Origin of the sequence: Actinacidiphila sp. DG2A-62 (genome assembly GCF_035825295.1) — a bacterium.
GTDB lineage: Bacteria > Actinomycetota > Actinomycetes > Streptomycetales > Streptomycetaceae > Actinacidiphila.
This window is the reverse complement of the sequence record NZ_JAYMGI010000002.1, coordinates 5,287,846-5,305,617: the sequence shown is the minus strand read 5'-3', so window position 1 is coordinate 5,305,617 and position 17,772 is coordinate 5,287,846. Positions and strand designations below refer to the sequence as shown.

The following is a 17,772-nucleotide window of genomic DNA, read 5'->3' as shown; positions in this document are numbered from 1 at the left end:
AGGCCGCCGGCGCGCCCGCTTCCGAGGAGAAGACACAGCTCATGCGGCACACCATGTGGCAAAAGAAGATCGTTATCGCAGCCGCGACAGCCGTCGTGGCGACGGGCAGTCTGACCGCCTGCTCCGACAGCACGTCCGACGCCAGTGACGCGGCGAGCGCGGGCTCCCTGCCGACGGTGACGATCGCCCTGTCCAACCAGGCCAACCAGAGTTACCTCCCGCTGATCCTCGCCCAGCGGATGGGCTTCTTCACCAAGCAGGGACTGAACGTCAAGATCGCCAACCTCCAGGGCACCCCGCAGGTGTCCGACGCCCTGCTCAAAGGCCAGGCCCAGGGCATGATCGGCTTCTACGACCACAACCTCGACCTCCAGGCCAAGGGCAAGGACACGCAGGCCGTGGTGCAGCTGCTCCAGGCGCCCGGCATGGTCGAGATGGCGCGGGCCAACGAGCCGTCGATCACGTCCCCGGCGGACCTGAAGGGCAAGAACATCGGTGTGACGTCGCTGGGTTCGGCCAGCGCCACCATCGGCACCTACCTCGCGGTGCACAACAACATCGCCGTCTCCGACACGCACCTGGTGGCGGTGGCCGCGGGCGCCACGTTCGTGGCGGCGTTCCAGCACAACCGGGTCGACGCCGGCGTCACCACGGAGCCGACGATCTCGACGATGCTGAAGAAGCACCAGGGCACGATCATCGCCGACATGCGCACGCTGGCCGGCACCAAGGCCGCGCTCGGCGGCCCGTACCCGGGCACCGCGCTGACGGTGAAGTCCTCGTGGGCCGCGGGCCACAAGGACACCGTGCAGAAGATGGTCAACGCGATCTACCAGACGCTGCAGTGGATGGAGTCGCACTCGGCGGCGGAGATCACCGCGCAGGTCCCGGCCGACTTCTACTCCGGCCCCGGCAAGGACCAGTACACCCAGGCGCTGGCCAACGAGATGGGCATGTACAACCCCACCGGCCAGATGCCGGCGGACGCGCCGCAGACCGTTCTGCGCGTGCTGAACGCGGTGGACCCGGCGATCAAGGGCCACACGATCGACCTGTCGAAGACGTACACGGACGAGTACGTGCAGAAGGCGGCGCAGAGCGCGTCGGGTTCCTGAGCCGCGGGGCGCCCGCGGGCGGGAGCCCGCGGGCGCGTCCATGGGCGGGAGCCCGTGGGCGCGTCCATGGGCGTGTCCGTGGGCGCGTCCATGGGCGTGTCCGTGGGCGCCTCCGATGGGCGTGTCCGTGGGCGCCTCCGAGGGGCGCGTCCCGCGCCGGCGCACGCATGCGCACCGCATGCGCACCGCATGCGCACCGCATGCGCACCGCGGCTCCCGTTGATGCGCGGGTTCACCACATTCCCGGGATGTCACCACGGGCTACGGTCCGACCCGATACGTTCACCTCCTCACGCGCGCGCCACGCGCTCGCCGCAAGGGAGGGGACCCGGTCCGATGAACACACGCAGCACGCACAACACGCCGCCGCCGGGGCCGGGTTCGGGCCGGGGGTCGGACTGGCGCCCGCAGAACTGGTCGGTCCGGAGGGGCCTGGCGATGGGCATCACGGGCTTCGTGGTGCTGATGACGCTGCTCGTGCTGGTCACCGGGGGCGGCTCGAAGCACGACAAGACGGCTGCCACGGGGTCGTCGGTCACGGCCTCCGCCGCGGCGGTCACGACCTCGCCGACCCCGACGCCCACGCCGGACCCGACGACGCCCACCGCGACGGTCGCGTCCACGCCGCCGACGACCCCCACGCCGAGCGCGACCCCGACCACGCACGCGCCCAAGCCCTCCCCCACCCCGACGCCGCACCGGACGCACGCGGCGGCGCCCCCGTCCCCCACCCCGGCGCGCACCCACGCGGCATCGCACCCCGCGACCCACGCCCCGACCGCCGCCGCGCCGCCCGCGGCCACCTGCGCCCCCCACACCGTGGGCACCTGCGCCGCGTCCTCCCCCCACCCCGCCGGCGCGACAGCCCAGTGCGCGGACGGCACGATCAGCTACTCCGCCACCTTCCGAGGCACGTGCAGCCACCACGGCGGCGTCACCCTCTGGTACCGCTGACCCCGCTGCGGCGCCTTGCCCGCGGCACCCTGACTGCTCTCACTCCGCGCAGAGCAGGAGGCGCAGCAGAAAGAGAACACTGACACGCGCTGGGCAGCCCGTCCGCTGACGTTGCTGTCAACTGCTGCCGTCAGACCCCCAACGGCCCCACCGGAACTATCCCCGGTTGGGGCCGCACATTATTCTATTCAGACGACTCTGATCCTGACTCCGTGGATATTCATAAAATCCCGCGCAAGCTCTGCGCATGCCTGGCGCAGGACCCCCCTAGTCCACCACGGGTCGCTTGTCGATCCAATCTCGACTCCCTCCTGCAAGAGAGCCATGAAGTCACGATCGACACTTGAAATCCCGTCGCAGAATTCCCTATACCCTTCAAGCCTTTGAAGCTCGGAGTCATCCAACAATACTTGAATCTCCGCCCTGAGGGCGAGATCGTTCTCATATTCGTAGATGATCATGTCGTAACCGGCAGAGCACTGCGCCACAAACGACCGCCAAGCATCCACGAACTCCCCGGCCCTTTTAGCCTGGACCAACCACTATCTGCAGTTCTCTTCTCAATCAAGCGGTCGAAATTCTGCACTCTTCACCTAGGGTCAGTAGTTTACTGGCGTCAAGCCAGGGAGGGTGCGGAAGTACCCTTCGCCGCCACCTGGACGGAAGAACGTACGTATGGTCCCGTCGCTCGTCTTTACGCCAAATTCTCCAGTATTCGTGTCGAATCGAAGCGTGTCAGTCCCGCGGGTTGCCTCCAGGACGCCTTCACCTAAATCTCCACCGAGAAGATCCCGCGCCCCACGAACATAATCGACCTTGTCCAAAAACTCTGGCATATCCGCACCGCCAGGCTTTAGTGCACCATTTTTTAGCACGCCAAGAACGTGCTTGCGGTAGCGGATGTCCGCCTCTCCGGCCTTGAACGACAGCGTATTGCAGTTGTGGACCAGGATCGGCGTACCGCCCGCCACGACATAGTACGTGTGCAACTCCGAGACCGTCAGGTTGTAGGTGACGATGTGGCCGGTGTAGTTGCGGACGCGGGTGACGTGGACGGCGGGGCCGTTGGAGGTGCGGAGGGTGTCACCGGGGTGCAGGATGTATGCGTCACCGATCTCACGAGCGCCGGCGGCGTCGGGGCCGACCCGATCGTCACCTCGACCGAGCACCACCCCTACTGGGACGTCACTCGCCACCGCTGGCTCGACGCCGCCGACATCCACGTCACCGCCGTGGCCGACCTGCTCGCCGACCATGCCCCGGCCTGCTGAAGACGCTGCGCGAGCACGACCCGGACTTCGTCCTTCTGGACGGCACACTCGCAGAATGCGACCGCGTCGGCGACAGCCGCGCAGACTACTCGGCCAAGCACCGCCGTCACGGCGTGAACGTGCAGGTCGTCACCGATCCGGCCGACCATGTGCTAAATCTCGCCGCCCTGCCGGGCCGCACCCACGACCTGACCGCAGCCCGAACCCACAAGATCATCCGGATCTGCGAGCGGCAGGGCGTTCCGATCCTGGCCGACCGCGCCTACCAAGACGCCGGCACCTGGGTCACCACCGACGCCCGCCAGTCGAGGATCTCACGCCAACCCGGCGCAGCGTCAACCGGGCTCTCGCCCAAGCCCGCACCCCCCTTCGAACGCGGCATGGCACGGCTGAAGTGCTGGCAGATCTTCCACAGGTCACGCATCGGCCCCAACCGCATGACCGTCATCGCCAAGGCCGTCCTCACCCTGGAGAGGCAACGCTGAAAAGGTTCATTCGGGCACATATGCAGCAGCGCGCAGTCAGCAAGTCACAAGATCTACGTGAAATTCGTGCATTATTTCGACAATTGAGGCCAGAAAAGCACCATCAAGGGATTCTTGAGACTCCTGAAAATTTCGCCAAACAACCCTCACCAAGCGTCCTTCGCCAAAATCCGAGGAGATGCAATCCGCGAGCGCATCAAGATTCGACCCGAAATAACCACCAGGACCGTTCACCGCCTCACCCAATGCACAGAAAAAACCTGACCTGGTGGAAATATGAGCACCATCCAAATGGACGACATTGTCCGTTCCATAGCAACCAGCCCTATGACTCGACGCAAACCAGGAATTCTGCGCAACATGCAGCCATGCAGCCTGATAATTCTCTGACAATCGATACCACTCCCCCTTCTCCAGGGGAACCCCTGATGCCCAACGAGGCCAAATTCTTTCAGCTTCTGGATACTCACACCGATTACCAAAAAGCCGACATACGACTCGCGAAATAACTCCAGTTGCTTCCGCTACGTCCACCGATCCGAGCACAGCTCGACCAATGGGATATTCGCCTATTTTCTCCCGTTGGCGATTCATAACTTCCAGTACCGCGCCTTCGACTGTCCGCTTACCCCATTTCAACTCGTGAATTTTCGAGAAGATCACTTCCGACGACTCTTCACTCGGATCGACAAAAAATCCCTTAACGGCCCCGGACGCAACAAGCACACCCTCGGATTGTTCATCCGATACCACATAAAGCGGGAAATTCATCTCAACCGTCGCGGGAATTTCACTAGCCATATAAAACCCCAAAATCAGAACCGCTGCTAAATAGCGCTATCGAGTCGAAACAGGAGTCGACCATTAGATCTACCACCCCGAGTCAGGGAAATGAGGCGCACTGAAGCGTTGAATCTTCGTGTAATGAGTGGACGTCCAGCCGTACACTTTCACGCCGTTCGGCAATTCCTTTTCAAGAATTCGGTCGCTGTCCGGCCTACCGGGCACGCGATACTCCTTGGCGCCCGTCCACCACGGGTGTTCACGCCCCCCATACGTGTCGTGCGAAGGAATCCGCCCCGCCTTCACATCGTCGTAGGCTGAAGCAATCTTGTTATTCATCCCCCTGGGCAGGGGATCCGACAGCTTTCCAGTAGGGCAGTTGTGGACCAGTACCGCCGTGGCCCCTGCGAGCACATAGTACGTGTGCAACTCCGAGATCGTCAGGTTGTAGGTGACGATGTGCCCGGTGTAGTTGCGGACGCGGGTGACGTGGACGGCGGGGCCATTGGGGGTGCGGAGGGTGTCACCGGGGTGGATGTCGGCGGCGTCGAGCCAGCGGTGGCGAGTGACGTCCCAGTAGGGGTGGTGCTGGGTCGAGGTGACGATCGGGTCGGCCCCGACACCGCCGGCGATCGTGAGATCGGTGAAGTCGGTATCGGTCAGGGTCTTGATGACCGCCTGAACCTTTTCCGCCTTCGTGACACCGGTCAAAGGATCAGTGGCCTCGATCGTGTCCCCGACGCGGACACTCTGGATGGGCACACTGGTGCCGTCATCCTTGAGGACTCGAGTGCTGCCGGGGAAGCTGTTTGCTCGACAGCCTTCTCCTAGCAGATCACTCACGGTCGACTCGGATTCCCGACCTGCTGTGCCCGCGGCCTCGGCACCGCCCCGGCCGGCCAATGCGGCTTCGTCCGCCTCGCCCAACAACGGAACTGCCATCAAAGCGTCAGACACCAGCTCGATAGCCAACGTGCCGCAATTATGCCCCTTGCTGATGCAATGAATTGCGGCTGTTATACCGAACGGATCCGGAAGAGTTTTGGGCAGTAGCTCGCCTGCGCCCGCATCGGCGCAGAATTTCTCCAACGTCGGCACACCCGCGGTGGTGCCGCCGCATTCATCCTCTTGTATCCAGGCCAGAAGAAGTTGCGCGTCGGAATCTTTCCACCGTTCCGGGTGCCGGGCGATCAGCTCTTTCCTGGGGGGCACGCGGACACCGTCCAGGGTCGGCTGACCGTCCTGATTCGTTCCGACGGTGAGACCCCCACCGCTTCCGGGTGCACCGACAGTGGTGGTGCCGTCCGAACCGCACGGTGCGAAGTTGACGCCGTTGCACTCACCCTTGTCCCGATGACATTGCGAGAGGTCGTACTGACAGTCGTCTTGCGTTCCCGCAGGGTCCGTTCCTTCCGGGTCCGAGAGGTTCACCGGGTCGTTGTTGCTGTAGGAATATCCGTTCCACTGCTGCGGTTGCGCGGCATCAAGGATCTCGTCGGGGTTGAGAAAACGCCCCGTCAAAGGTTGGTATTCGCGCGCGCCCAGGTTGGTCAGGCCCGTAGCCGGGTCCTGAGTGCCGCCGACGAATCCGTGGTCGCCGGCCCACACGGAGGGGAGTGTGCCCCTCGGGTTGCCGAAAGGATCGACAGGGCGGCGGGACTCGGCCAGCGTGGTGGAGTCCAGGGCAATCGTCGCAGTGCCGTGGGCGTCGGCGACCTGCCAGGTCAGCGCACTGCCCTGGCGTACCGCCGTCAATCCGTTGGGCAGACTGTATGTCCGCGTGCCAGTGACCGCGGCCGTGCCCCCAGGGCTGGTGTCCAGCTTCAGTTCGTCAGCCCCGAAAGTGAGTGTGGTCATTCCGGGGTCGCGCCGCAGCAACTGGTTTCCGTCGGCATCGTAGACGTAGCTGGTGCCGCCGGACGCCTCGGTAGCAGTGACCGAGGCGAGTTCGTCTTCTGGCGTCCAGTTCAGGGTGCTCGTGCCGGAGGTGTCGGTAACGGCGGTGGTGTCCCCCACGGCGTCGTACTGGTACGAGGTGGCCCCGGGACTGTTCGGACCGGTGCTCGTCGAGGACAGCAGAGCGTGCGGACCACCGGTACCACCACCGGCGTCCGAGGCGGTGGTGGGCGCGTTGACCTGCCCTGCCGGGGGGAATGTCTGCGTCGTCGTGACGTCCTTCGCCGTGTCACCGCCCACGTCGTGCTGTGTCAGCCCGGTGCGGTTGCCGCGCGTGTCGTACGCGTAGGAGGTCCAGTAGGCCGCCGGGCCGCCAACGGTGGTGCCACCTGCAGCCGCGCCCGTGGTGGGACTGCTGTTCTTGCACCCGCCGACGTTCGGCACCTTCGGCTGTGGCTGGGTGCTGATGCCGCCGGTATCCGTCCAGGCAGTGGTCAGCCGGCCGAGATAGTCGTAGCTGAAGCACTGGAGGTCTGTCTGCGACGGATTGTTGTCGGCGATGTTCTGTATGCCGGTCAGCCGTCCTGCGTCGTCCCGCAGATACGTGGTCTGCTGGACCGCACCCGTCGCAGAGGTCTGCTTGTCCAGGTAACTGGACAGCAGCGAACCGGTGGCGTTGTCGTAGTTGTCCGTTGCGACGATCTCGGTGCCCCACGGGTTGACCGTGGTACGGATCGGCCGGCCGAATGCGTCGTAGTCCGTTGACAGGTCGTATTCCGTGCCGGCGCTTCCGTAGCTGAGCAAAGCACCGTTCACGTCGTAGGTGTAGTTGACGGTCTCGGCCGCGAGATCGCCCCGCTGATCGGTATGTGTGGCTTTGAGGGCTCCGGTGATCGGGTTGTACACCGACTGCGTGACAAATGGCCCAGCGAGGGCCTTCTCGCTGGTGGGCAGAGTGAGCGTGACCTTGGTGGGGCGGTAGCCGACGTCGTAGGACCCGATCGCGCTGGTGTACGCCTTCGCCGCGTCCCCGTCGACGTACCGGGTGGACGCTACCGGCTGCCCCAGGTCCCCCTTGATGCTGTCGTAGGTCCAAGCGGCCTCGAGTTTCGGCGTCGTCGAGGGAGCGGTCACGCTGTGCTCGGCCGTCTTGCGCCCGATGAGGTCGTAGTCGTAACTGAGCGTCACCTTGCGGGCGTCGGTGACTGTGGCCAGCCGCCCGTCGGCGTCGTAGGTCTGGATGGTGGTCCCCGTATCGGGATCGCCGGCGGTGATTTGACGGCCTCGCAGGTCGTAGCCATACGTCCAGGTGTCTTTGGCCGTGGAATCGGTGCGGGTACTGGGGTTGCCATCCGGCGTGTACGTGTACGTGGTCACATCGGCGTCGGCTGCCTGGCCGGTGGGTGTCGAAGTCCTGTACTGCCACAACTGGCTGGTACGACCCAGTGAGTCCGTGATCGTCGTGGTAGGCGTGCCGCCGGCCGGTGGACTGACATCGGTTTCGTCCACACCGGGGTACGCCGTCGTGGTGCGCCATTGCTCGACCGCGAAGGAAGAAAAGACCGACGCCGTGGTGCGTCCCTGACCGTCGTAGAGAATGGTCTGCTGGCCCGCGACCTCGTCGTCGGGAAGCATGGATGGCGTGGCGTTGGGGGCTGATCCGTCGTCGTAACGTGGCGACTGCGTTTCTCGGAGCCGTCCCTGCGAGTCGTAGAAGTTTGTGTTCTCGAGAACGCGGCCGTGGTAAGCAGATATACCGGGGGTGGATTGCGTCTGGAGCGCCCGGCCGAATCCGTCGTAGATCTGGACCGAGACATTGTAAAGCGGGGTGTCGCTCATCAGCGTGGAGGTAGTAACCGCGGAGGGAGCGCCGGACCCATTGAGCGCGTAGGCGTAGACCAGATTGGGGTTCTGACTAGTAGTGCGGCCTGGGTACCAGACTTTCGTCAGCCGCCCCAGCGCGTCGTATCCCTCGTTGGTCGTTTCCGCGTTGAGATCCGTCGAACTGAGCTCCAGGCCTCGCGCCGGGTCGTAGGTGACCGTCGTGGTCCAACCAGTTGCGCTGCCCGGGGCCGGACTGGTCACGGTGACGGTCTTGGGCAGTTCTCCCGTTTGGGCAGGCGTGTACGAGGTGCTGGTTGTCGCCCCGCCGGCATGCTCGGAATCCGTGGCATTCGGGTCCGTCGTCGAAACGATCCGCCCGTAAACGTCGTATGAGTTCGTTTTGGTGGTGACGTAGACAGCATTGCCCGAGGAGTCGTAGTGGTCGAGCACCTGAGCTGCGGTGACGTTGCCTGCAATTCCCGCATCTCCGAAGGTCTTGCTGTCATAAAGCGTACGGCTGCCGGAAACGGTGTTGGTTTTCGTGGCGGTGGCGGTGCAGGCGTTATTTCCGGAGACGGTGATCGCCTGATCGGCCAAGCCACTCATCAGCGGGTTCGCCCCGGTCGCGTACGAGGTGCGGACGCACGTCTCGGGCAGCCCACTGGCCAGGGTGTCCACCGTCTCGGCGCGGTTGGCGTGATCCGGGTCGCTGACGGTGGTCGTCGTGGTCGTTCGCCACGACCCATCCGCCTTGAGCGCCTTGGAAGTCGAGACGGTCTGCGTAGCAGCGTACCCAGCCACCAGATCGGGCAGTCCCGAGCCGCGTACGTGGATGGCCGTGGTCGACTGTCCGATACTACGGTGGACGGTGTACGAGGTGACCGACCCGTCCGCCTTGTCATACGTGTCGGTCTCGAGAACCTGGCCGGCCAACCAGTCGGAGTCGGTGACGCTCTCACCCAAACGGTCCCCGATGGTCACCGATCGCGTACCGCTTGCCGCCTTGTCCTGGTCCATCCCCTGGAGATACTTGGTGACTGTCTGGGACTTGGGGCCGTCCTCCCCGGAACCCGTGACGGTAGTGACCGAAGCATAGCCGCGGAAATCATCCCACGTGCGGGTTTCCGCGTCCGTGAGCTCATCGTCGTCGTAGTGCCAGGCGGCGGGCCCGTAATCGTAATGGGTCACAACCGACTTCGAATGAGCCACGGGATCGTTCTGGGTGACTGAATCGACCTGGTACCGATTGAACCAGTCCGAGGCGGGAGGGGCGCCGTCAACCGTGCCCGGCGGATACCACTTGACGTTGTAGCAAGCCATCGTGTCCGTCGCGGCCGATGCGGGCATCACATGATTGACCCGGGAGCAGGCCGGGAGCCGATAGTCCACATTGATCTGCTCGCCGGTTTCCGTGGTGACCTGCTGGATGCGCGGACGCTCGAAAATCGTCGGCGCGGGCACCAGGTCAGTGCCGTCGACCCTGTTCGGCATCTCGGTGGGCGTGAAGGTCACAGGAGGCAGCGAAACTGCGGGAGAACCGTCCTCGCCGGTGCGAGTGATCGAGCTCAGCCACAGCGTCGGCTTGTTGCCGTCACGAGGGTCTGGATAGCTCTGCGTCAAGTCGTACTTGTCGACATCCTGGTACACGCCGTTGGACAGAATCTGCGTCGTGATCGTCTTCAGGCGGGTGTTGGACCAGAAGGTGGGGCTGGCGTTGTTGCATGTCCCGCTGCTGCCACAGTTCTGGTCGTACGGCACATCGGGCCAGTGGGAGGCATTGGCGGTGGAGAGCTTGGCACCGCTGCAGGTGAACCCGCCATCGGTCGAGCACCGGCCTTCCGGCGCCGGCGTGAAAACGATCTTCGCCGCGGGTTTCAGAGCGCCGTGCGCGGTCACCTGATCGGCAAGGCGCTGCCCGTAGTTGATCGATGCGAGTGCTCCGGCCCGGGTATACGCGGTCAGGGTGCCAACGCCGGAGTTCTGGCCCGCACCCCGCTCGTAGTAGTTGGTCTCGCGGTTGTAGGTGTAAGTGGTCAGGTTCCCATGCGGATCGACGGCGTAGTCCAGGTTGAGCCGCCATGGCATCTGGCACCAGGAAGCCGTGCCCTTGGAGGAGTCGTAACAGGGATCGTTGCTCTTGGGCGAGTAAACAGGCTCTGACCAGGCGGAGTTCGAGGCCGGATCAGAGTTGTCTCCACCGGGCAAGTGGTTGAGACCGAAGTAATAGACGCTGCCCGAACTCGTGCTGATCTTGACGTACTGACCGGTGGCAGTGCCGTTGTTCGCGCCGGTGAGGAACTCGACCACTGACCCGTCGTCGTTCTTCAGCCGCCAGGCGCCGGATGTGTCGTCTCGAACCAGATCGCTGGAGGTTCCGCCCATCGACAGTTGAGCGTCGTAACCGCCCCAGCACACGTCACCCGAATGATCGAGGCCGTCCTTGTCACACGACTTGTAGTGAAGTTCCACAAAGCCCGGCTCATATGTCCACCCGTCACCGATCCACGACGCCTGGGAGTTGGTCGACGATGTGAGGCCGTCCACCGAGGAGGAGTCGTACGACAGGGCCACCTGAGGTGTGTCACTGCCGATCGCAGGCGGTGCCTGAATCGGATAGCTGTAGGTGAACCCTCCGCTGCTGCTTCCGGCGGTCCAGGCTGTGCTCGGGTTCAGACTGGTTGCCGCGTAAGTACCGCCGCCACCGCTCGGGGTAACGTCCGCCGCCAGCACGACGCCCTGAGTCGTCACGTCTACGCGCGAGCTGCCCTTCGCACTATGGAACGCGCTCACCGCGGGAAGCGTCACATCGGCGACGAGTCGCTCCGTGGCCGGGTCGAAGTGGGAAGCAAGAGGGACCTGCCTACGGCAATCGGGCTCTTGCGGAGTCGTCAACGCACAGGCTGGCAGAGCGACCATACGAGAACGAGAAGCTGCGTCGCCGCCGAAAGCGGAGTCAAGAGCGCTGACGTCGACGCCGATCTCCACGCCGCCGTCGGGGCCGACGCTGGCTCGTGAAACTGCGATCACAGGCCCGTGAAGACCGGCTTTCAGTGCCGTCTGCGATGGGAGCACGTCGACCGTGATCGGCGTACCAACTGCCGTCGGAGCCGCTTTTGTGACGGCTGACGTCGAGTCGCCACGGCCGCCCGGCCTCACCTGCGACTTGGCATCAGCGCCGCTAGCCGTCCGTGGACTTGTCACCGCGCGGAGCCACACCGGCAGGTGCCCGACCCGAGCGGATCCTGGCGCACCGACCGAATCCGCCGGAACCGTGACCGTCGCCGTCCCGCTCGTTGAGGCCGCGGGCTTGGGGCCAGCCCACTCCGCAGGTATCGGGTAGAGCGGCTTCGGATGCGAGGGGTCCGCAAGGTCTTCGCCCGGCTGGGAGGCCGTGCGCGGCAACGGGGTGTCCGGCGGCGACCATATTTTGCGTGCGTTGGCCGAAGGCAGCGGTGCTGTCGCGCCGGCGGACACCGGTCCGAGAAGCGTGGCCACTACAGCGATGACGGCGCCTGTCCCGACCCAGACAGAACCGCTCCGGATTCGTGCAGGACGCACTCGTCCCCAACCCCCCACGAGTTCCCCCTCGCATGCGTAAGTCGCCGGAATCACTCCCGGCGACCACAGAAGACCTGAATGTAAGGGGCGCTTCGAACTGGGGAACAGCCCACGACCACTTCTTGACTCGACTTTTGCTCATCTCCACTCACGACACATGGAACACTCAGTGACATACGCCATGAATCGGACTTGTGTGCTTGACGGACGTCCGCCCCCTTCGCTTACTGTGCGGCGTTCCGGACGCTGTCTGACGTCCGCAAGGGGAGGGAACCGATGGGGGGCATCGGCATGTCCATACGCGCTGTTCGCCGAAAGCATCCGATACGTACAGGCACAGAGGCTCTCATCGCGCTCGTACTGGCCGGCGCGGCGCTGGTGAACGTAGCAGGCCCTGCAAGAGCTGACACCGGAAGCGATCAAGGGCAGAGCACGGGGCACGTCTCGGACCTACCACCCGACGCGAGCGCCGAGGACTTGGCATTGGCCCAGGCGCGGGCATCGGGAGGTCCGGTACTGGTCGACGCGCTCACCACGCCCTACTCGCAAACCGTAGCCAACCCGAGCGGCACCCTGACCCAGAACAGCACGGTGTCGCCGACGAGGGTCAAACTCAACGGCACTTGGGTACCGATCAACGCCAACTTGCAGGTGGATGCCGACGGAATGCTGTCGGCGCAGGCCCCTCTCAACCCCCTGAAGCTCTCCGGGGGTGGGAATGCGCCTTTGGCGACTCTCTCCAATGCGGACGGCAAGTCGCTGTCGGTAACCATGCCGTTCGACCTGCCGACGCCGGACATCACAGGGCCCACCGCCCACTACGCAGACGTGCTACCAGGCGTCGACCTCGACGTGACAGCGACCGAGTTGGGCGGCATCCGGGAAGTACTCGTCGTCAAGACTGCCGATGCCGCCGCCAACCCAGCCCTATCGACACTGCACCTGACCACCACCGGGGCAGGTCTGACCCTGCACGCCGATGCACTCGGCAACCTCGAAGCCGTAGACGCATCCGGCACCGCGAGCTTCGTTGCGCCGGCCCCCACCATGTGGGACTCGACCAGCGTAGGGGCTACCGAGTCGGCTGGCGTGAAGGCTGCCAACCGGGCTGCCGCCGGCTCGGACACCGCGGCCCAAGACCCCAGCACCACCGAAGGGCCAGGAACGGCGGCCCAAAGCGCCCCGATCCCTGTCACTGCGACCGACGACGGTGTCAGCCTGACACCTGACGCCGGCATTCTGCGAGGGACCAACACACAATATCCGGTCTACATCGACCCCAGTTGGCTTCCCTGGAGCAACAGCTCCCCCACATGGACATGGATCGAGTCGGCGCACCCCAGTAGCAGTGACAACTACGGCCTCTACGGAACATCCCACTCAGCGCAGCCCGGTGTGGGCGTCTGCGGTACGTATCCCGACGGCGGCAGTTGCAACCCGTCGGACACCGAAGTCACCTACTACCAGTTCGAGACCAGTGGTTTGGCCGCTCACCACGCCTACATCCATTCCGCCACGCTTCATCTCACCCAGACGTACTCGGCAGACTGGAGCTGCACCAACAAATATTCGCTACGCCTGTACGAATCGCCTGACGCAATTGGCGACGACACCACGTGGAACAACCACCCCACCGACACGTCGTTGGGCCTGAGTGACGATGTCGGGGGCACGGGGTCGGCTGGATGCTCGGGAAATGTGGATTTCGCGTACACGGTGACCTCCGCCTTGTGGAACGCGGTGGGCTCGAGCTGGCCTCACATCACCTTCAGCGTGCGCGGCGACGAGTCCGATGCCAATGGATTCAAACGTCTTTCCAACATAGCAACGATCTCCATCGAGTACGACCACGCTCCGGTAGTCGATAATCCCACGGCGTCCCCTGCCCCAGGTGTCGCGTCGGCTGGCACTACTCAGCCGTGCGAGGCGACCACCAATCCCACTGACCGCGCTTTCATCGGAAATCCCGGAATCGCGCAGGGGCTCAGCTTGAAGGCAGTGGCGACCAGCCCCACTACGCCACCCCAATCCGTCCGCGGTTATTTCGATCTCTGGGACGACTCCGTCAGCGGCTTTCCGACCGTGGCGTCCGGTTACAGCAGCGGTGGTGGCTACGCGGCTTCGGGGTCGACGGTCTCCTTCGGCGTACCGGTCGGGGCCCTCTCCGACGGCCACGCGTACGCTTGGAACGCCCGGGCCAACGACGGTCTTCTGTCGTCCGATCCATCCGAAACATGCCACTTTCGCATGGACCTGACTCCACCTACGGTGACCGTCCCCACAGCGCCGGCCCAAGTTTCCAACCTCAGCTGGACCTTCCCTCCAGCCGGCAACGGCCAGACCACCGGCCTCTACGCACCGGCTCACGGCTGGGTGCCATTCACCGCAGCGGACCCAGCACCTCACGGGCCGAGTTCGGGGTTGGCTTGCATGCGCTGGAGCTTCGACCCGGAACTCGCTGACGCTGGATGGCAGTGCGGCAGTTCGCTGCCATCCTCCACAGGCCTTTACACTCCGGCCACTCACTGGGGCACGAACATCCTCTACGCGCAGGCCGAGGACAATGCAGGGAATTATTCCGGCGTCGTCTCCTACGCGTTCTATGTGCCGTGGAATCCTCATGGCCCCGTCCCCCGGTTCGGCGACACCACAGGTGACGGTTCACCTGATATCGTCCTGCCCGGCAGCGACGGCAACCTGTACGCGCACTCCGTCCCTGGAAACACCCAGGCCACCAGTGCCGCGGTTTCGTTGGCGGCCAAGTCATCAGATTCGCCGGCGGCGGACGGTTGGAACGGCTATCGCATCGCGCACCGCGGAAGCCTGCGCAGTGGCAACAATGTCGATGATCTCGTCGTCCACAAGGACGGCGCGCCGCAATTGGACTTCTACTACAACCCGGGCAACACCGGCACTGACGGCCGCTTCGACAAGAAATCTGAGCTGACCCGACCGTCATGTGCCGAGTGCACCGGCTACGCCCCGGACTGGTCCACAACACTTCAAGTCGTAGCGCTCGGCGATGTGTCGGACGCGCAACTCGTGAGTGACAAGTTCGGGAACCGCACCGGTATCCTCACCACTGAGACAAACTCGTCTGGGGACGCCGGACTCTGGTTCTACCCCACCGTGGCAGACGGCACGCTGGGCAAGCCTGTCTGTCTCGCCGCGACTGGATGGAAGAACTTCGACCTGCTTTCTCCAGGAGACGCCTCCGGCAGCGGCAAACCCGACCTGTGGGTGCGTAACCGCAGTACAGGTGACATTTCTGCTTACACCTTCACGACTGGCACTACCGACGTCGGCGGCGACGGATTCCCGATCGACCCGCCGCAGCCGACTTTGACGGGCATCGGCGCCGGCACCAAGATCGGCAACCTGTCCATCACCGCCGCTCCGCTCGTCGGTTCGGACGGAGACCTCACCGGCGACGGCATCGCCGACCTCTGGTCCGTCACGAGCGCAGGCTCAGTGACTGTCCGACCGGGCAAGACGTCCGACGGCACGGGGGCCACTGCCGTCAATGCGTTCGCCGCCGCGACCACCGTCGGGAACACGACAGGAGCCTCCGACGAGTGGCCGCTCAGCAGCGCGGCGGCCACCGCGGACGTCGACCTCACGAACACGGCCATTGCGGTTGGTGGAGTCACCAGCGCAGCAGATCATCCGGCCGCTACAGCAGGAGGAGTCGCCGTGAACGGGACCACCGGCTACCTGCGAACCGTGAATCCGGCGCTCAACACCACCCAGAGCTATACCGCCTCGGCGTGGGTGAAACTCAATTCGCTGACGACAACACAGACCGTCCTCAGCCAAGGCACCGTCAACCACCAGGCGTTTTACCTCGGTTACAATGCCGACCTCGGCTCCTGGTACTTCATGACGACGACAAGCGATGCGGCCAGCACGACATACCCCACAGCTCGCGGTGGTGAGGCAAGGGCCGGGAGTTGGACCCAGCTCACCGCGGTCTACGATGCGGAATCGGACGTCATGTCACTCTATGTGAACGGCGTTCTCGCCAGCACCGCTGCGCTCAACCGCACACCCGTTTACAACTCGACCGCGCCTCTTACGATCGGTGCCAACCTCACCGCCGGCAGCACTGCCCCGTACAACCAGGTGAACGGCTCCATCGCAGATGTCCGTACCATCCCGGCGGCGCTCACGGCCGACGAGGTTCACAACCTGTACGCGGGCTCCTGATCACGGCTTCCGGCCGTCCGTTCCCATGATCACATGGCCGCGGGCGGCCGGATTCGCACGGCTCCCGGGTGGTGAGCCCCACGCCAAAGGGCCCCTGTCCAGCGCGAACGCTGGACAGGGGCCCTCAAGGCGTGTGGCGGCACGTGGATTCGAACCACGGTAGGCTAAGCCGACGGATTTACAGTCCGCTCCCATTGGCCACTCGGGCATACCGCCATGGGATGACGCCCCGGGGGTCCGCGTCGTGCGGTGGTCCGTGGCGACGACGTAAACGATACCCGATGCGGAGGGGTGGTTCGCCACCGGATTGATCAGGGTCCGGGGGCGGCCGGGTGACTAGGCTGGCGGGTGGCGCGGCCCGCGGGCCGCGGCCGGGCGGGAGCCGGCGGGCCGACGGGGCCGCGGGCGGACGCGCCGAACCGTTGATCCGTACGAACCACAGCCAAGGAGCCCACTGACAATGGCCGACTCCAGTTTCGACATCGTCTCGAAGGTCGAGCGGCAGGAGGTCGACAACGCCCTCAACCAGACCGCCAAGGAGATCTCCCAGCGGTACGACTTCAAGAACGTCGGGGCGTCGATCGCCTGGTCCGGCGAGAAGATCCTGATGGAGGCGAACTCCGAGGAGCGCGTGAAGGCGATCCTGGACGTCTTCGAGACCAAGCTGGTCAAGCGGGGCATCTCGCTGAAGGCGCTGGACGCGGGCGAGCCCCAGCTGTCCGGCAAGGAGTACAAGATCTTCGCGTCGATCGAGGAGGGCATCTCCCAGGAGAACGCCAAGAAGGTCGCGAAGATCATCCGTGACGAGGGCCCGAAGGGCGTCAAGGCCCAGGTGCAGGGCGACGAGCTGCGGGTCAGCTCCAAGAGCCGGGACGACCTGCAGTCGGTGCAGGCCCTGCTCAAGGGCAAGGACCTGGACTTCGCCCTCCAGTTCGTCAACTACCGGTAGCCGGTGGCCGCCCGGCCACTCCGGGGCCGCTCAGCCGATTCGGGGCCGCCCGGCCGCTCCGGGCCGCCCGGCCATTCCGGGGCCGCCCCTGCCACCCGGGCTGCCCAGGCCGCGCGCACCGCACAGGCCGCCCCGGCGGCGTACGCCCGCACGCCCGCCCCTCCCCCCGCCGGGGTACGGGGCGGGCCGGCCGGTCCGCGTACGGGTCGCCCCGCAGGCGGCGCCGCGGACCCGCCCCCGTACCCGCCCGGGGCCCGCTCGCTCAGGTGAGTTGCTTGACCACCGCGAGCGCGTCGTCGACGTGCGCGCCGATGTTGCCCATCGACGAGAACGCGTGCCGGATGACGCCCCCGCGGTCGATGACGAAGGTGATCCGCCCGGGCACCACGCCCAGCGACGTCGCGCCGTACTGCTTGCGCACGGTCCGCCCGCGGTCGGACAGCAGGGTGAACGGCAGCTCGTGGCGGCCGGCGAACTTCTCGTGCGACTCCACCGTGTCGGAGCTGACGCCGATCACCTCGGCGCCGGCGTCGCTGAAGCTCTCGTAGCTGTCGCGGAAGCTGCACGCCTCGGCGGTGCAGCCGCGGGTGTTGTCCTTGGGGTAGAAGTACAGCACCACGACCTTCTCGGCGAGCCTCTCGCTGAGGGTCACCGGGGTGCCGGACTGGTCGGGGAGCGTGAAGTCCGGTGCCGTGTCGCCGACGTGCAGGGCCATCGCCGCCTCCTAGGGC

At 65.0% G+C, this 17,772-nt stretch carries 10 protein-coding genes and 1 tRNA gene; 5 read left to right on the top strand and 6 right to left on the bottom strand.

The features are described 5' to 3' along the window. Positions 1-41 precede the first annotated feature (41 nt). Complete coding sequence (locus VSR01_RS23775; RefSeq protein ID WP_326451175.1) at positions 42-1,115, top strand: ABC transporter substrate-binding protein; 1,074 nt, start codon at positions 42-44, stop codon at positions 1,113-1,115. A 336-nt stretch (positions 1,116-1,451) separates the two neighbouring features. Then, on the top strand, positions 1,452-2,069 hold the full coding sequence (locus tag VSR01_RS23770) for a DUF3761 domain-containing protein (RefSeq protein WP_326451174.1): 618 nt from the start codon (positions 1,452-1,454) through the stop codon (positions 2,067-2,069). A 188-nt stretch (positions 2,070-2,257) separates the two neighbouring features. On the opposite strand, the gene VSR01_RS23765 is transcribed toward VSR01_RS23770, so the two are convergent. Both VSR01_RS23765 and VSR01_RS23760 read right to left on the bottom strand, forming a co-directional pair. Continuing rightward, positions 2,258-2,530: a hypothetical protein gene (locus VSR01_RS23765; protein WP_326451173.1), complete on the bottom strand. Its 273-nt coding sequence runs from the start codon at positions 2,528-2,530 to the stop codon at positions 2,258-2,260. A gap of 138 nt (positions 2,531-2,668) precedes the next feature. Then, positions 2,669-3,325 (bottom strand): hypothetical protein, encoded by a 657-nt coding sequence (locus VSR01_RS23760; RefSeq protein WP_326451172.1) that lies wholly within the window; start codon positions 3,323-3,325, stop codon positions 2,669-2,671. Here VSR01_RS23760 and VSR01_RS23755 point away from each other — a divergent pair. Then, entirely contained in the window at positions 3,247-3,825 is a 579-nt protein-coding gene (locus VSR01_RS23755; protein ID WP_326453782.1) for a transposase family protein, read from the top strand. The genes VSR01_RS23760 and VSR01_RS23755 overlap by 79 nt on opposite strands. A gap of 36 nt (positions 3,826-3,861) precedes the next feature. Here VSR01_RS23755 and VSR01_RS23750 read toward each other — a convergent pair whose 3' ends face one another. Continuing rightward, positions 3,862-4,626, bottom strand: a complete 765-nt coding sequence (locus VSR01_RS23750) for a barstar family protein (RefSeq protein ID WP_326451171.1) — start codon at positions 4,624-4,626, stop codon at positions 3,862-3,864. 69 nt (positions 4,627-4,695) lie between these two features. Then, on the bottom strand, positions 4,696-11,118 hold the full coding sequence (locus VSR01_RS23745; RefSeq protein WP_326451170.1) for an RHS repeat-associated core domain-containing protein: 6,423 nt from the start codon (positions 11,116-11,118) through the stop codon (positions 4,696-4,698). 1,044 nt (positions 11,119-12,162) lie between these two features. Here VSR01_RS23745 and VSR01_RS23740 point away from each other — a divergent pair. Then, positions 12,163-16,092 carry a LamG domain-containing protein gene (locus VSR01_RS23740; RefSeq protein WP_326451169.1) on the top strand — a complete coding sequence of 1,310 codons (3,930 nt, stop codon included), beginning with the start codon at positions 12,163-12,165 and terminating at the stop codon, positions 16,090-16,092. Between the two features lie 134 nt (positions 16,093-16,226). On the opposite strand, the gene VSR01_RS23735 is transcribed toward VSR01_RS23740, so the two are convergent. Further along, a tRNA-Tyr gene (locus VSR01_RS23735) sits at positions 16,227-16,308 on the bottom strand. A gap of 244 nt (positions 16,309-16,552) precedes the next feature. Between VSR01_RS23735 and VSR01_RS23730 the strand changes: the two genes are divergently transcribed. After that, a complete protein-coding gene (locus VSR01_RS23730) occupies positions 16,553-17,041 on the top strand; it encodes a YajQ family cyclic di-GMP-binding protein (RefSeq protein WP_326451168.1) in 489 nt (162 codons plus the stop codon). A 262-nt stretch (positions 17,042-17,303) separates the two neighbouring features. Here the strand turns inward: VSR01_RS23730 and VSR01_RS23725 are convergent, their stop codons facing one another. After that, positions 17,304-17,756: a peroxiredoxin gene (locus tag VSR01_RS23725; protein WP_326451167.1), complete on the bottom strand. Its 453-nt coding sequence runs from the start codon at positions 17,754-17,756 to the stop codon at positions 17,304-17,306. Between the last annotated feature and the right edge of the window lie 16 nt (positions 17,757-17,772).

What these genes read in the sequence shown, in the direction of transcription:
- VSR01_RS23765 (WP_326451173.1), bottom strand. Translation starts at nt 2,530, where the DNA reads ATGATCATCTACGAATATGAGAACGATCTCGCCCTCAGGGCGGAGATT.
- VSR01_RS23760 (WP_326451172.1), bottom strand. Translation starts at nt 3,325, where the DNA reads ATGGTCGGCGAGCAGGTCGGCCACGGCGGTGACGTGGATGTCGGCGGC.
- VSR01_RS23730 (WP_326451168.1), top strand. Translation starts at nt 16,553, where the DNA reads ATGGCCGACTCCAGTTTCGACATCGTCTCGAAGGTCGAGCGGCAGGAG.
- VSR01_RS23775 (WP_326451175.1), top strand. Translation starts at nt 42, where the DNA reads ATGCGGCACACCATGTGGCAAAAGAAGATCGTTATCGCAGCCGCGACA.
- VSR01_RS23750 (WP_326451171.1), bottom strand. Translation starts at nt 4,626, where the DNA reads ATGGCTAGTGAAATTCCCGCGACGGTTGAGATGAATTTCCCGCTTTAT.
- VSR01_RS23770 (WP_326451174.1), top strand. Translation starts at nt 1,452, where the DNA reads ATGAACACACGCAGCACGCACAACACGCCGCCGCCGGGGCCGGGTTCG.
- VSR01_RS23725 (WP_326451167.1), bottom strand. Translation starts at nt 17,756, where the DNA reads ATGGCCCTGCACGTCGGCGACACGGCACCGGACTTCACGCTCCCCGAC.
- VSR01_RS23740 (WP_326451169.1), top strand. Translation starts at nt 12,163, where the DNA reads ATGGGGGGCATCGGCATGTCCATACGCGCTGTTCGCCGAAAGCATCCG.